Annotated in this window: 15 protein-coding genes and 1 other RNA gene; 11 read left to right on the top strand and 5 right to left on the bottom strand. The window is 62.0% G+C overall.

What is annotated here, in order from left to right:
• Positions 1–915 (top strand): acyl-CoA dehydrogenase family protein (locus A6723_RS22175; RefSeq protein ID WP_064979858.1); only part of this gene is annotated, 915 nt, incomplete at its 5' end.
• 103 nt (positions 916–1,018) lie between these two features.
• Here A6723_RS22175 and A6723_RS22170 read toward each other — a convergent pair.
• Positions 1,019–2,056 carry an NADP(H)-dependent aldo-keto reductase gene (locus A6723_RS22170; protein ID WP_054906599.1) on the bottom strand — a complete coding sequence of 346 codons (1,038 nt, stop codon included), beginning with the start codon at positions 2,054–2,056 and terminating at the stop codon, positions 1,019–1,021.
• 246 nt (positions 2,057–2,302) lie between these two features.
• Between A6723_RS22170 and rplM the strand changes: the two genes are divergently transcribed.
• The 7 genes from rplM (at position 2,303) to A6723_RS22135 (ending at position 7,098) form a co-directional block, all read left to right on the top strand.
• The gene (gene rplM, locus A6723_RS22165) at positions 2,303–2,731 is read left to right on the top strand and encodes a 50S ribosomal protein L13 (RefSeq protein ID WP_015475857.1); all 429 of its coding nucleotides are present in this window, start codon (positions 2,303–2,305) and stop codon (positions 2,729–2,731) included.
• 14 nt (positions 2,732–2,745) lie between these two features.
• Complete coding sequence (gene rpsI, locus A6723_RS22160) at positions 2,746–3,138, top strand: 30S ribosomal protein S9 (protein ID WP_015475858.1); 393 nt, start codon at positions 2,746–2,748, stop codon at positions 3,136–3,138.
• A gap of 249 nt (positions 3,139–3,387) precedes the next feature.
• Entirely contained in the window at positions 3,388–3,978 is a 591-nt protein-coding gene (gene petA / locus A6723_RS22155; RefSeq protein ID WP_054906598.1) for a ubiquinol-cytochrome c reductase iron-sulfur subunit, read from the top strand.
• Positions 3,978–5,189, top strand: a complete 1,212-nt coding sequence (locus tag A6723_RS22150; protein ID WP_045209611.1) for a cytochrome bc complex cytochrome b subunit — start codon at positions 3,978–3,980, stop codon at positions 5,187–5,189. Before petA ends, A6723_RS22150 begins: the two co-directional genes overlap by 1 nt.
• The gene (locus tag A6723_RS22145) at positions 5,189–5,971 is read left to right on the top strand and encodes a cytochrome c1 (RefSeq protein ID WP_054906597.1); all 783 of its coding nucleotides are present in this window, start codon (positions 5,189–5,191) and stop codon (positions 5,969–5,971) included. Before A6723_RS22150 ends, A6723_RS22145 begins: the two co-directional genes overlap by 1 nt.
• Before the next feature lie 93 nt (positions 5,972–6,064).
• On the top strand, positions 6,065–6,682 hold the full coding sequence (locus tag A6723_RS22140; RefSeq protein ID WP_054906596.1) for a glutathione S-transferase N-terminal domain-containing protein: 618 nt from the start codon (positions 6,065–6,067) through the stop codon (positions 6,680–6,682).
• 11 nt (positions 6,683–6,693) lie between these two features.
• Positions 6,694–7,098: a ClpXP protease specificity-enhancing factor gene (locus A6723_RS22135; RefSeq protein WP_017518115.1), complete on the top strand. Its 405-nt coding sequence runs from the start codon at positions 6,694–6,696 to the stop codon at positions 7,096–7,098.
• 54 nt (positions 7,099–7,152) lie between these two features.
• Here the strand turns inward: A6723_RS22135 and A6723_RS22130 are convergent, their stop codons facing one another.
• From A6723_RS22130 to A6723_RS22115, 4 genes are read right to left on the bottom strand one after another with little or no spacing between them, the layout of a single operon-like run.
• Positions 7,153–7,731, bottom strand: a complete 579-nt coding sequence (locus A6723_RS22130) for a BON domain-containing protein (protein ID WP_024764053.1) — start codon at positions 7,729–7,731, stop codon at positions 7,153–7,155.
• Complete coding sequence (locus A6723_RS22125; protein WP_017518113.1) at positions 7,728–8,321, bottom strand: phosphoheptose isomerase; 594 nt, start codon at positions 8,319–8,321, stop codon at positions 7,728–7,730. Before A6723_RS22125 ends, A6723_RS22130 begins: the two co-directional genes overlap by 4 nt.
• Positions 8,322–8,349: 28 nt before the next feature.
• A complete protein-coding gene (locus tag A6723_RS22120) occupies positions 8,350–8,727 on the bottom strand; it encodes a YraN family protein (RefSeq protein ID WP_054906595.1) in 378 nt (125 codons plus the stop codon).
• Entirely contained in the window at positions 8,724–10,538 is a 1,815-nt protein-coding gene (locus A6723_RS22115; protein WP_054906594.1) for a penicillin-binding protein activator, read from the bottom strand. Before A6723_RS22115 ends, A6723_RS22120 begins: the two co-directional genes overlap by 4 nt.
• Before the next feature lie 126 nt (positions 10,539–10,664).
• On the opposite strand from A6723_RS22115, the gene rsmI reads away from it, so the two are divergent.
• The 3 genes from rsmI to mraZ all read left to right on the top strand — a co-directional run bounded on the left by rsmI (position 10,665) and on the right by mraZ (position 12,673).
• The gene (gene rsmI / locus A6723_RS22110; protein WP_082450423.1) at positions 10,665–11,513 is read left to right on the top strand and encodes a 16S rRNA (cytidine(1402)-2'-O)-methyltransferase; all 849 of its coding nucleotides are present in this window, start codon (positions 10,665–10,667) and stop codon (positions 11,511–11,513) included.
• Between the two features lie 40 nt (positions 11,514–11,553).
• Positions 11,554–11,910: RNase P RNA component class A (gene rnpB, locus A6723_RS22105), an RNA gene on the top strand.
• 307 nt (positions 11,911–12,217) lie between these two features.
• Complete coding sequence (gene mraZ, locus A6723_RS22100) at positions 12,218–12,673, top strand: division/cell wall cluster transcriptional repressor MraZ (protein WP_024764056.1); 456 nt, start codon at positions 12,218–12,220, stop codon at positions 12,671–12,673.
• The last annotated feature ends 4 nt before the right edge of the window (positions 12,674–12,677 follow it).

The following is a 12,677-nucleotide window of genomic DNA, read 5'->3' as shown; positions in this document are numbered from 1 at the left end:
CCCGGTGCCAGCGCAGGTCTCGGGCTGACCGGCATTGGCTTCTCGTTGCACTCGGACATTGTCGCTCCGTACATCCTTCATTACGGCAGCGAGGAATTGAAGCAGCGCTACCTGCCCAAGCTGGTCTCCGGCGAGATGGTCTCTGCGATCGCCATGACCGAGCCGGGTGCCGGCTCCGACCTGCAGGGCGTGAAGACCACCGCTGTGCTGGACGGTGACGAGTACGTGATCAATGGATCAAAGACCTTCATCACCAACGGCTGGCTGGCCGACCTGGTGATCGTGGTCGCCAAGACCGACCCGAAGGCCGGCGCCAAGGGCACCAGCCTGTTCCTGGTGGAAGCCGGCACGCCGGGCTTCAGCAAGGGCAAGCGCCTGGAAAAGGTGGGCATGAAGGCTCAGGACACCTCCGAGCTGTTCTTCCAGGACGTGCGTATCCCCAGGGAAAACCTGCTGGGCAAGGACGGGCAGGGCTTCATCTATCTGATGCAGGAGCTCCCCCAGGAACGCCTGACGGTTGCCCTCGGCGCGCTGGCCTCGGCAGAGGCGGCATTGAAGTGGACGCTGGAATACACCCGTGAGCGCAAAGCCTTCGGCAAGTCCGTGGCGGATTTCCAGAACACCCGCTTCAAACTGGCCGAGATCGCCACCGAGGTGCAGGTAGGGCGCGTCTTCGTCGATCGCTGCCTGGAGCAGCACCTGGAAGGCAAACTGGACGTGCCGACGGCGGCGATGGCCAAATACTGGACCACCGACCTGCAGTGCAAGGTGCTTGATGAGTGCGTGCAACTGCACGGCGGCTACGGCTACATGTGGGAGTATCCGATTGCCCGCGCCTGGGCCGATGCGCGCGTGCAGCGCATCTATGCAGGCACCAACGAGATCATGAAGGAAATCATCGCCCGCGCCTTGTGATGGGACATTTCTTGTAGGAGCGGGCTTGCTCGCGAACGGTCTGGCGCCGGATTTCCCGGCGAAATCTGTTCGCGAGCAAGCCCGCTCCTACAAGAGCAAAGCGCTACGGTGCTGGGTTCGGCTGGTCCTTGTGGATCGCCTCGATGCCAGCCAACAGCTCGTCGGAGAGCTTGAGGTCGAAGCTGCCGAGGTTGGCCTCCAGTTGCTCCAGGTTGGTGGCGCCAATGATGTTGCTGGTCACGAACGGCCGGCTGGTGACGAAGGCCAGGGCCATCTGTGCCGGGTCCAGGCCATGCTCGCGGGCCAGGGTTACGTAGCGGTCGCAGGCGCTGGCGGTCTGCGGGTTGGTATAGCGGGTAAAGCGGCTGAACAGGGTGATCCGCGCATTGGCTGGGCGCGCGCCGCCGAAGTACTTGCCCGAGAGCATGCCGAAGGCCAGGGGCGAATAGGCCAGCAGACCGATCTGCTCGCGGATGGCAATTTCCGCCAGGCCGACCTCGAAGCTGCGGTTGAGCAGGTTGTAGGGGTTCTGGATCGACACCGCGCGCGGCCAGCCGCGCTCCTGGGCGATCTGCAGGAAGCGCATGGTGCCCCAGGGCGTTTCGTTGGACAGGCCGATATGGCGGATCTTGCCGGCGCGAACCTGCTCGTCGAGTGCTTCCAGGGTGTCTTCCAGCGCGGTGAAGCTCTCTTCCTTGTGCTGATAGCCCAGTTGGCCGAAGAAATTGGTGCTGCGCTCGGGCCAGTGCAGTTGGTACAGGTCGATCCAGTCGGTCTGCAGGCGCTTGAGGCTGCCATCCAGTGCCGCAACGATGTTCTTGCGATCGAGTTTTGGCTGGCCGTCACGGATGTGGCTGATGGAGTTGCCGGGGCCGGCAATCTTGCTGGCCAGTACCCAATCGGTGCGATCGCCGCGCTGGGCAAACCAGTTGCCGATGATCTGCTCGGTACGGGTGTAGGTTTCCGCACGTGGCGGGACGGGGTACATCTCGGCGGTATCGATGAAATTCAGACCGGCGGCCTTGGCCCGCTCGATCTGGGCGAAAGCTTCGTCCTGCGTGTTCTGCTCGCCCCAGGTCATGGTCCCCAGGCAGAGGGCGCTGACTTTCAATTCGGTGCGGCCGAGCGGGCGGTACTCCATGCGGGTCTCCTCGTGAAAACAAGTGCGTCATACAGTTGAAAATTCTGCCGGAATCTGCATAATTCCGCAGCCTTTCATCGGTGGGGGATGCCAAAGCCTGCCGATTGATACATCTAGTCGTTACGGACGCACACCGACCCGAGCCCCAATTCGTGTCTGTCTTCGGCTGTCCTTGACTTGTCAAGGCAACCACTGTCCAGTAAGATTCGCCGTCTTATTTTCAGGCGGCCCCTGAGGCTATAACGAATGAAAACTTATACCGCGAAACCAGAAACTGTTAAGCGCGACTGGTTCGTCGTCGACGCTGCTGGCCTGACCCTGGGTCGTCTGGCTACCGAGATTGCTACCCGCCTGCGCGGCAAGCACAAGCCGGAATACACCCCGCACGTTGACACCGGCGACTACATCGTCGTGATCAACGCCGAGCAGGTTCGTGTCACTGGCGCCAAAGCTACCGACAAGATGTACTACCATCACTCGGGCTTCCCGGGCGGTATCAAGTCGATCAACTTCGAGAAGCTGATCGCCAAGGCTCCTGAGCGCGTCATCGAGACTGCCGTCAAAGGCATGCTGCCGAAGAACCCGCTGGGCCGCGACATGTACCGCAAGCTGAAAGTGTACAAGGGTGCCAACCACCCGCACACCGCTCAGCAGCCTCAAGAACTGAAGATTTAACGGGATAGCTCATTATGTCGGCGACTCAAAATTACGGCACTGGCCGTCGTAAGACCGCTACCGCTCGCGTCTTCCTGCGTCCGGGCACTGGCAAGATCTCCATCAACAACCGCTCCATCGAGCAGTTCTTCGGTCGTGAGACCGCTCGCATGGTTGTCCGTCAGCCGCTCGAGCTGACCGAGAACACCGAGAAGTTCGATATCTACGTGACCGTCGTTGGCGGTGGCGTAAGCGGTCAAGCTGGTGCGATCCGTCACGGTATCACCCGCGCTCTGATCGAATACGACGAGACCCTGCGCAGCTCGCTGCGTAAAGCCGGCTACGTCACTCGCGATGCCCGCGAAGTTGAACGTAAGAAAGTCGGTCTGCGTAAAGCGCGTAAGCGTCCGCAGTACTCCAAGCGTTAATACGACGCTTCGAAAAAAACGCCCAGATCCTTTGGACTGGGCGTTTTTTTATGTCTTCAATAAGTTCGTGCGGCAAGGTGTCGCATCCGCGCAAGCCGCGCCGTGCAAGGGTTTCAGGGGTTGCGTAACAGGCTATTACCTTGTCATCACAAGGGCTTTTCTTTACCATTTGGCGAATTTTTTGCGCGGCTCGAATTTTTACTTAAAAGCCTGATTTGAACAGGCTTGAAGCTGATGGGAGACGACTGAATGAGTAATGACGGCGTGAATGCAGGCCGGCGTCGCTTCCTTGTCGCGGCCACTTCGGTGGTTGGTGCGGCAGGAGCGGTCGGAGCTGCGGTCCCGTTCGTGGGGTCATGGTTCCCTAGTGCCAAGGCGAAGGCCGCTGGCGCGCCGGTGAAGTACAACGTGGCCAAGATCGAGCCAGGTCAGCAGGTGATCGCTGAGTGGCGCGGCAAGCCCGTGTTCCTGGTGCATCGCACCAAGGAAATGCTGGATGCGCTGCCGACCCTCGATGCGCAACTGGCCGACCCCGAGTCGAAGGCATCGGACCAGCCTGCCTACGTCGATCCCAAGGTGCGCTCGATCAAGCCTGAACTGGCCGTGATCGTCGGTATCTGCACCCACCTGGGCTGCTCGCCGACCTTCCGCCCGGAAGTCGCTCCCGCGGACCTGGGCCCGGACTGGAAGGGTGGTTATTTCTGTCCGTGCCACGGCTCCCATTACGATCTCGCCGGCCGCGTTTACAAGGGACAACCCGCGCCCCTGAACCTGCCGATTCCGCCCTATTCGCTTGATGGTGATGAATTGACCATCGGTGTGGACCAGGAGAAAGCCTGATGAACAAGTTCATGGCTTGGGTCGATGCCCGCTTCCCCGCGACCAAGATGTGGGAAGACCATCTGAGCAAGTACTACGCCCCGAAGAACTTCAACTTCTGGTACTTCTTCGGCTCCCTCGCACTGCTGGTCCTGGTTAACCAGATCCTCACCGGTATCTGGCTGACCATGAGCTTCACCCCGTCGGCCGAAGAAGCTTTCGCGTCCGTCGAGTACATCATGCGAGATGTAGATTACGGCTGGATTATCCGCTACATGCACTCCACCGGTGCATCGGCGTTCTTCGTGGTCGTCTACCTGCACATGTTCCGTGGCCTGCTGTACGGTTCGTACCAGAAGCCGCGCGAGCTGGTGTGGATCTTCGGCATGCTGATCTACCTCGCCCTGATGGCCGAGGCCTTCATGGGCTACCTGCTGCCCTGGGGCCAGATGTCCTACTGGGGTGCCCAGGTGATCATCTCGCTGTTCGGCGCCATTCCGGTGGTCGGCGAGGACCTGGCACAGTGGATCCGTGGTGACTTCCTGATCTCCGGCATCACCCTGAACCGCTTCTTCGCCCTGCACGTGATTGCCCTGCCGATCGTCCTGCTTGGCCTGGTCGTGCTGCACATCCTGGCGCTGCACGAAGTCGGCTCGAACAACCCCGACGGCGTGGACATCAAGAAGAAGAAGGACGAGAACGGCATCCCGCTGGATGGCATCCCGTTCCACCCGTACTACACCGTGAAAGACATCGTCGGTGTCGTAGTCTTCCTGTTCGTCTTCTGCACCGTGATCTTCTTCTTCCCGGAAATGGGCGGTTTCTTCCTCGAGAAGCCCAACTTCGAGATGGCGAACCAGTTCAAGACCCCCGAGCACATCGCTCCGGTGTGGTACTTCACCCCGTTCTACGCCATCCTGCGCGCCGTTCCGGACAAGCTGATGGGTGTCATCGCCATGGGCGCCGCCATCGCCGTGCTGTTCGTGCTGCCGTGGCTGGACCGTAGCCCGGTTCGCTCGATCCGCTACAAGGGCTGGCTGAGCAAGATCTGGCTGGTGATCTTCGCGGTTTCCTTCGTGATCCTCGGCTACTACGGCTCGCAAGCGCCGTCGCCGCTGGGCACCACGCTGTCGCGCCTGTGCACCATTCTGTATTTCGCCTTCTTCATCCTGATGCCGTTCTACACCCGGATGGAGAAAACCAAACCGGTTCCGGAAAGGGTGACTGGCTGATGAAAAAGCAATTCGCTGCATTTGTTCTGGCTCTGCTGCCCGTCTTCGGCTTCGCTGCCGAAGGCCATGGCCCGGCCCTCGACAAGGTCGATATCGACCTGACCGACAAGGCTGCCATGCAGGATGGCGCACGTACCTTCGCCAACTACTGCATGGGCTGCCACAGCGCCAAGTTCCAGCGTTATGAGCGTGTCGGCCGTGATCTGGGTATTCCGGAAGAGTTGATGCTGAGCCACCTGGTGTTCACCGGCGCGAAGATCGGTGACCACATGGATATCGGCATGAAGCCGGCTGACGCCAAGGTATGGTTCGGTGCTGCTCCGCCGGACCTGACCCTGGTAGCTCGCGTACGTGGTGCCGACTGGCTGTACACCTACCTGCGTTCGTTCTACGAAGATCCCAAGCGTCCGTGGGGCGTGAACAACAAGGTCTTCCCGAACGTCGGCATGCCGAACGTGCTGGTGAGCCTGCAGGGCCGCCAGGTCATCGGTTGCAAGCAGGTTCAGGTCGTCGAGGATGGCAAGAAGCAGTACGATCCCCTGACCGGTACCCCGCTGACCCACGAGGCTTGCGACCAGCTGACCATCGTGCCGAAATCCGGCCAGCTGAACGAAGCTCAGTTCGACGAGAAGGTGAAGAACCTGGTGACCTTCCTGGCTTATTCGGCTGACCCGAACAAGCTGGATTCTCACCGCATCGGCACCTACGTCCTGCTGTTCCTGGCCTTCTTCTTCGTGTTCGCCTACCTGCTCAAGCGCGAATACTGGAAGGACGTGCACTAAGCACCACCCGTCGTAGTAACAAGCGCGCGCCCTACGGGGCGCGCGTGCGTTTTTCTACCTCCCACAAGAAAGTCCTGCGAGGAGGCGCGCGGCATGGCCGCTATCAACAAGCTCACCTGCTTCTCCGACCCTGCCTGCCACTACAGCCATCGCGTGCGCCTGGTGCTGGCAGAGAAGAGCGTCGTTGCCGACATCATCGACGTCCCTGCCGGCAACATCCCGGCCAAACTCGCTGAAGTGAACCCCTATGGCAGCTTGCCGACCCTGGTGGACCGCGATCTTGCGCTCTACGAGTCGACGGTGGTCATGGAGTACCTCGATGAGCGTTATCCACACCCGCCGCTGCTTCCGGTCTACCCGGTGGCCCGCGCGAACAGCCGCCTGCTGATGCATCGCATCCAGCGCGACTGGTGCAGTCTGGTGGATAGAATCCTCGATACCCGTCGCAAGGACGCCGAGCGCGCCTTGGCGCGCAAGGAATTGCGTGAGAGCCTGACGGGTGTATCGGCGCTGTTCGCCGACAAGCAATTCTTCCTCAGTGACGAGCTGAGCCTGGTGGATTGCTGCCTGCTGCCGATCCTCTGGCGGCTGCCGATCCTGGGCATCGAGCTGCCGCGGCCGGCAAAGCCCCTGCTGGATTACATGGAGCGACAGTTTGCACGGGAAACTTTCCGTGCCAGCCTGTCCTCTATCGAACGTGATATGCGCTAAGGAGCCCGATGATGAACTCCAGTCGTCCCTACCTCGTGCGAGCCCTCTATGAGTGGATCGTCGATAACGGCTGCACGCCGCATATCCTGGTGAATTCCGAGTATCCCGGCGTGCGAGTGCCGCCGGGTTATGCCAGTGACGGACAGATCGTGCTCAACGTTTCCCCGACCGCTGTGCGCCACCTGCAGATGGACAACGAAGCGGTCAGCTTCGAGGGTCGCTTCGGTGGTGTTGCCCAGGGCCTGTACATCCCGTCTCAGGCTGTAATGGCCATCTATGCGCGGGAGAACGGCCAAGGCATGGTGTTCGACCTGGAGCCGCCGGTGCCCACCGATGACGAGGATCTGCCGGATGACGGCCCGTCCGACGAGCCGCCACGTCCCAGTGGTCGCCCGAGTCTCAAGGTGGTGAAGTAATAAAAAAAGGCGACCCGAGGGTCGCCTTTTTCATGCCTGCAATAAATGGCCCGCTCAGTCGATGTACTCGAACAGGCGGACGATCTTCTGCACGCCGTCCACGCCCTGGACCACCTGGGTAGCCAGATCGCCTTCCTTGCGGGTCACCAGGCCCAGCATGTAGACGATGCCGTTCTCGGTCAGCACCTTGATGCGGGTGGATGGCACGTTGGCGTCAGCGAGCATCTGGCTCTTGATCTTGGTGGTCAGCCAGGTGTCGTTGCTGCGGGCGGCCAGGGAAGAGGGCTGCAGGATCTGCAGCTCGTTGTGCACGGTCTTGACCTTCTGCACTTCCTTGGCGGCCTGCTCGGCCTTGTTCTTCAGGTCGGCGCGCGGGGTCTGGCCGGCCAGCAGTACCACGCCGTTATAGCTGATCACCACGACATGGGAATTGCGGTCGAGGTCCGGATCGGCCTTGGCGACGTTCACCGCCACCTTGGTTTCGATCAGCGAGTCGTCGATCTTGCTGCCCAGGGTACGGGTACCCTTGTCATCGTCGATCGGCTTGTCGCGGGTGGCGCTGACGAAGCTGCTGCAGCCACCCAGTGCCATGGTCACGGCCAGTGCGGCTGCGATCAGAGGGGTACGGGTCATTCTTCACTCCCGAACAGTTGACGGTCGATAAGGTCGCAGAGGCAATGGATGACCAGCAGGTGGACTTCCTGGATGCGTGCGGTGACCTTGGCCGGAACGCGGATTTCCACGTCTTCGGGCAGCAGCAACGATGCCATGTTGCCGCCGTCGCGGCCGGTCAGAGCTACGACAACCATTTCGCGATCATGTGCGGCCTGGATCGCCTGAATGACGTTCGCCGAGTTGCCGCTGGTGGAAATCGCCAGCAGCACGTCGCCCGGTTGGCCCAGGGCACGGATCTGCTTGGAGAAGACCTCGTTGTAGCTGTAGTCGTTGGCGATCGAGGTGATGGTCGAGCTGTCGGTGGTCAGGGCGACCGCTGGCAGGCTCGGGCGTTCGCGCTCGAAGCGGTTCAGCAGTTCGGAGGAGAAGTGCTGCGCGTCGCCGGCGGAGCCGCCGTTGCCGCAGGAGAGGATCTTGCCCTCGTTCAGCAGGGCATTGACCATGACCATGCTGGCCTGCTCGATATGCGGGATGAGCACCTCGGTAGCCTGTTGCTTGGTCTCGATGCTGGCATGGAAGAGCTGGCGGATACGGGATTGCATGTCCATCAGGTGTGACCTTTCGTCGGGCGTCTGATCAGGTGTCAAAAGCGTTGGGAATCCAGTTCAAGTGCCCTGCGGAGCCTGGGGTACGAATGTCGATGGCGACGATGTCGAACCGGCAGGGGTGACTGCTCCAGCGGGCGTTCTGTTGCAGGAAGAGTTCAGCGGAAATGGCCAGGCGTTGACGCTTGCGCATGTCCACGCTCTCCAGCGCTCCTCCCCAGGCGGAATGCCGGCGGGAGCGAACTTCGACGAATACTACTGTATCGCCGTCCAGCATGACCAGATCGAGCTCACCTCGGCGGCACGTCCAGTTCTGCGCCAGGAGGCGCAATCCATGCTGTTCCAGGTGGGCCAGGGCGGCGGCTTCGGCCCGCTGCCCGGCCTTCTGGGTGGGACTGTTGCCGATCAAATACCGCTGTTCTCCAGCGGCTGCACCTGACCATTCTTGAATTCCGCCCAAGGCAGGCGGCGCTCCACGCGTTGGCCGGCGCTGACGCTCAGGGTGCCGGTCAGGCCATCCACCTGCATGCTCGGCACCGCCTTGAGCTCCGGCAGGCGCGGGGCCAGCTGGTAGGCGTCGGCGCCCATGGCGTACAGGCGGCCGAGGCTGCCGTTGGCGGCCGGCCACTGCGCGGCGACCTGCTGGCGCAGGGCATTGTTGGGGTTCAGCAGCCAGGGGGTTTCGCAGAAGCGAATGCCGTTCAGGTCCTGGTCCTGTGCCGGGTTGTTTACGCCGGTGTACAGGTTGGAGGTGGCGTAGACCGGCAGGTCGCCAGCGTACTGGAAGGCCAGGGTCGGCTTGATCTGGCGGGCCTGCTGCGGGGTGGCGGCGAGGAAGATGAAATCAATGTCCTGGCGGCGCGACGGCTGGGTGTCGACGCTACTGTCGAGCACGCCCTGCAAGCGCTTGGCGCGACCTTCGCTCTGGCGCAGTTGCAGCAGGTCGGCGATCTGGCGAGCCAGCTCGACGGGCTGGTCGACGTGTTCGGCGGCGATCAGGGTGCCGCCGGCGGCCTGCCAGTTGCGGCTGAACGAGGCGAGTACGCGGTCGCCCCATTCGCCGCGCGGCACCAGGGCCACGGCGCGGCGCATGCCGTCGTTCCATGCGCGGTTGGCGACTTCGCGGGCCTCGTCCTCGGCAGACAGGCCGAATTGGAACAGCTGGGCAGGACCTTCCTGATTGCCGTCGGCGTAGTTCAGGGCCAGGGTGGTGATGGGCAGTTGCTGTTGGCTGCTCATCTGCTTGACCAGGTTCTTCTCCAGCGGGCCAACGACCAGTTGCACGCCATCGGCCTGGGCCTGGCGGTAGAACTCATCCAGCGAGCGTACCTGGGTGCTGTCGTAGAGCTTGATGTCCGGCTGCTGGCCGCCATTGTGCTGGGCCTGGTAGTGGGCGGCGAGGAAGCCGTCCTGCAGGGCGCGGGCGACGGAGGCCAGCTGGCCTTGCTGCGGCAGCAGCAGGCCTATCTTGTTCAGCGGCTGGGCAGCCAGGGATTTCAGCTTGGTCAGCGCGTCGGGCAATTGCTTGGCCGCCGGGTGGTCGGGGTTCTGCGCAACCCAGTTGTCGATGTTCGACTGCTGTTCTTTCAGGGTCGACGAGGATTTGGTGATGCGTGCCAGTTCCAGCCAGCCGTTCAGATCGCCTTCGTTGCTGCTGGCCTGCATCTGCTCGAGCGGCAGGCTGGAAACCAGTTTCCAGATTTCCTCGTGGTTGGCCTTGCTCGCCTCTGCATTAAGCAGCGGGTCGATGAAGACGCGTTCGCGGGCGGCGCTCAGGGTCTGTCCGTCGGCGGCCAGGGCGAGGGACTTGACCATGCCGGCGCGCGCCTGCAGGTCCACGGGCATTTCGCCCAGGCGCTGGAAGCTGGGGTGGTCGAAGGCCTTCAGGGCGGCCTTGGTCTTGTTGCGGGCCAGTTCGAGCTGGGCGCGCAGGGTGCTGGCGAAGACCTGTTGGGCGGGCTTCAGGCTCTCCAGCGGAATCTGGTCGAGGATCTGCGTGGAGCGGCCGAGGTCTTTCTGCTTGTAGGCCAGGTCGGCGGCGGAAAGGCGCAGGACTGCGGCTTCATCCGGCTTGGCGGTGGAGGCCTGCTGCAGCAACTGTTCGATGCTGGCGTCCGGGGTGCGCGGCAGTTCGCCGAGATTGGACGACGGGGAGGATGCACAGGCGGCGAGCATGCCGGCCAGGAACAGAGCGGATAGCGGACGCAGGCGAGCGATCATATCGGGCTTCTCGTGACGCATTCAAAGAGCTGCCGATTGTACCGAAGCGGCAAGGGGGACGCGATGGCGGCTGCCGGAATCGGGATACAATGCGGCTTTTTCAGATACTTCCGGCGAGGTTGGCGCGTGACACTTGGCACTCTTTATGTGGTGGCTACCCCCATCGGAAACCTGGACGACATCAGCGCCAGAGCGCTCAAGGTGCTGGCCGACGTCTCGCTCATCGCTGCCGAAGACACCCGGCACTCGGTGCGTCTGCTGCAGCATTTCGGCATCCAGACGCCGTTGGCGGCGTGCCACGAGCACAACGAACGTGAGCAGGGCAGTCGTTTTCTGACCAGGCTGCAGGCCGGCGAAGACGTTGCGCTCATTTCCGACGCGGGCACCCCGCTGATCTCCGATCCTGGCTATCACCTGGTGCGCCAGGCGCGCGCAGCGGGTATCCCGGTGGTGCCGGTGCCGGGAGCCTGCGCGCTGATTGCCGCACTTTCCGCGGCGGGGCTGCCGTCGGATCGTTTCGTCTTCGAAGGCTTCCTGCCGGCCAAGGTCGCCGGTCGCCGTGGGCGCCTGGAGGCGCTGGTGGATGAGCCGCGCACCCTGATCTTCTACGAGGCGCCGCACCGCGTGCTCGAGTGCATCGAGGATATGGCCGCGATCTTCGGCGACGAACGGCCTGCGCTGCTGGCCCGCGAGCTGACCAAGACCTTCGAGACCCTCAAGGGGCTGCCGCTGGGCGAGTTGCGCGAGTTCGTTGCGTCCGACAGCAATCAGCAGCGGGGCGAGTGCGTGCTGCTGGTGGCCGGCAAGCCTGCGCCGGAGGGCGATGTGGCGGTCGATGCGCAGACCCTGCGGGTGCTCGACCTGCTGCTGGCGGAGATGCCGGTCAAGCGTGCGGCGGCGCTTGCCGCGGAAATAACCGGGGCGCGCAAGAACCAGCTCTATCAGATCGCGCTGGAGCGCCAGGGCAAGGCTTGAGCTTGTCCTGAGCGTCGTCAACCGCTAACCTTGCCGACTGAGAGTCGATTGGACAGTCGCTGTTCCGTGGTGTTCCATCACGGGGTGGAGGAAAGTCCGGGCTCCACAGGGCAGAGTGCCAGGTAACGCCTGGGAGGCGCGAGTCTACGGAAAGTGCCACAGAAAATAACCGCCTAAGCGCGCAAGCGCCGGTAAGGGTGAAAAGGTGCGGTAAGAGCGCACCGCACGGCTGGCAACAGTTCGTGGCTAGGTAAACCCCACTCGGAGCAAGATCAAATAGGAACCCATTGGCGCGGCCCGCGTTGGGTTCGGGTAGATCGCTTGAGGCATGCAGTGATGTATGTCCCAGAGGAATGGCTGTCCTCGACAGAACCCGGCTTACAGATCGACTCTCACCACTTTTCCTCCACTTCTTCCCACATGACCATTTGTCGCTGACCGGAAGAAGTGCAGAACTTAAGAAATCACTTTAAGTATGAAAGCCCAGTGTTTTGAAAACACTGGGCTTTTCTCTTTTCTAGCGCGTCAAATTCCCTCCCCGAACCTCGCAAAAGCACGCTAAATCTCGGTCCTGTAAGGATTTTTCCCCTCCGGCTTACCTTGACGGTGGGGAGCGCGGATTTCTATAGTGTGCGGAAGTGGTATGAAGTGGGTAAAAGTGGGATCAACAGGCATGGATAGCCAACCACAGGGGAAGCGCTGACGTGTTTCGCGGAGCTAACGCCATCAGTCTCGACGCCAAAGGGCGCCTCGCGATGCCGAGTCGGTATCGTGACGAGCTCGTTTCGCGTTGCAATGGCCAGCTCATCGTCACCATCGATGCCGTCGACACCTGCCTCACCGTCTACCCCCTCCCTGAATGGGAACTCATCGAAGCCAAACTGCGCGAGCTGCCCTCGCTGCGTGAAGAAACGCGGCGCCTGCAGCGTTTGCTGATTGGTAATGCCGTTGACCTGGAGCTCGATAGCGCCGGGCGTTTTCTCGTTCCGCCGCGCCTGCGCGAGTACGCCGGCCTGGACAAGAAGGCGATGCTGGTCGGCCAGCTGAACAAGTTCCAACTGTGGGACGAAGACAAGTGGAATGCGGTTGCCGAGGCCGACCTCGCAGCCATCAAAGAGCCCGGCGGCCTGCCGGATGAATTGCGCGACCTTATTCTGTGAGCCT

This window comes from Pseudomonas sp. AU11447 (assembly GCF_001672555.2).
GTDB classification, from domain to species: Bacteria; Pseudomonadota; Gammaproteobacteria; order Pseudomonadales; family Pseudomonadaceae; genus Pseudomonas; species Pseudomonas nitroreducens.
The sequence above is the reverse complement of the archived record's forward strand: the minus strand, read 5'-3'. Positions and strand labels throughout refer to the sequence as shown.

Coding starts and splice junctions, on each gene's coding strand:
- A6723_RS22140 (WP_054906596.1), top strand. CDS start 6,065: ATGGCCGCTATCAACAAGCTCACCTGCTTCTCCGACCCTGCCTGCCAC.
- A6723_RS22170 (WP_054906599.1), bottom strand. CDS start 2,056: ATGGAGTACCGCCCGCTCGGCCGCACCGAATTGAAAGTCAGCGCCCTC.
- A6723_RS22150 (WP_045209611.1), top strand. CDS start 3,978: ATGAACAAGTTCATGGCTTGGGTCGATGCCCGCTTCCCCGCGACCAAG.
- petA (WP_054906598.1), top strand. CDS start 3,388: ATGAGTAATGACGGCGTGAATGCAGGCCGGCGTCGCTTCCTTGTCGCG.
- A6723_RS22130 (WP_024764053.1), bottom strand. CDS start 7,731: ATGACCCGTACCCCTCTGATCGCAGCCGCACTGGCCGTGACCATGGCA.
- A6723_RS22145 (WP_054906597.1), top strand. CDS start 5,189: ATGAAAAAGCAATTCGCTGCATTTGTTCTGGCTCTGCTGCCCGTCTTC.
- rpsI (WP_015475858.1), top strand. CDS start 2,746: ATGTCGGCGACTCAAAATTACGGCACTGGCCGTCGTAAGACCGCTACC.
- A6723_RS22115 (WP_054906594.1), bottom strand. CDS start 10,538: ATGATCGCTCGCCTGCGTCCGCTATCCGCTCTGTTCCTGGCCGGCATG.
- A6723_RS22125 (WP_017518113.1), bottom strand. CDS start 8,321: ATGGACATGCAATCCCGTATCCGCCAGCTCTTCCATGCCAGCATCGAG.
- A6723_RS22135 (WP_017518115.1), top strand. CDS start 6,694: ATGAACTCCAGTCGTCCCTACCTCGTGCGAGCCCTCTATGAGTGGATC.
- rplM (WP_015475857.1), top strand. CDS start 2,303: ATGAAAACTTATACCGCGAAACCAGAAACTGTTAAGCGCGACTGGTTC.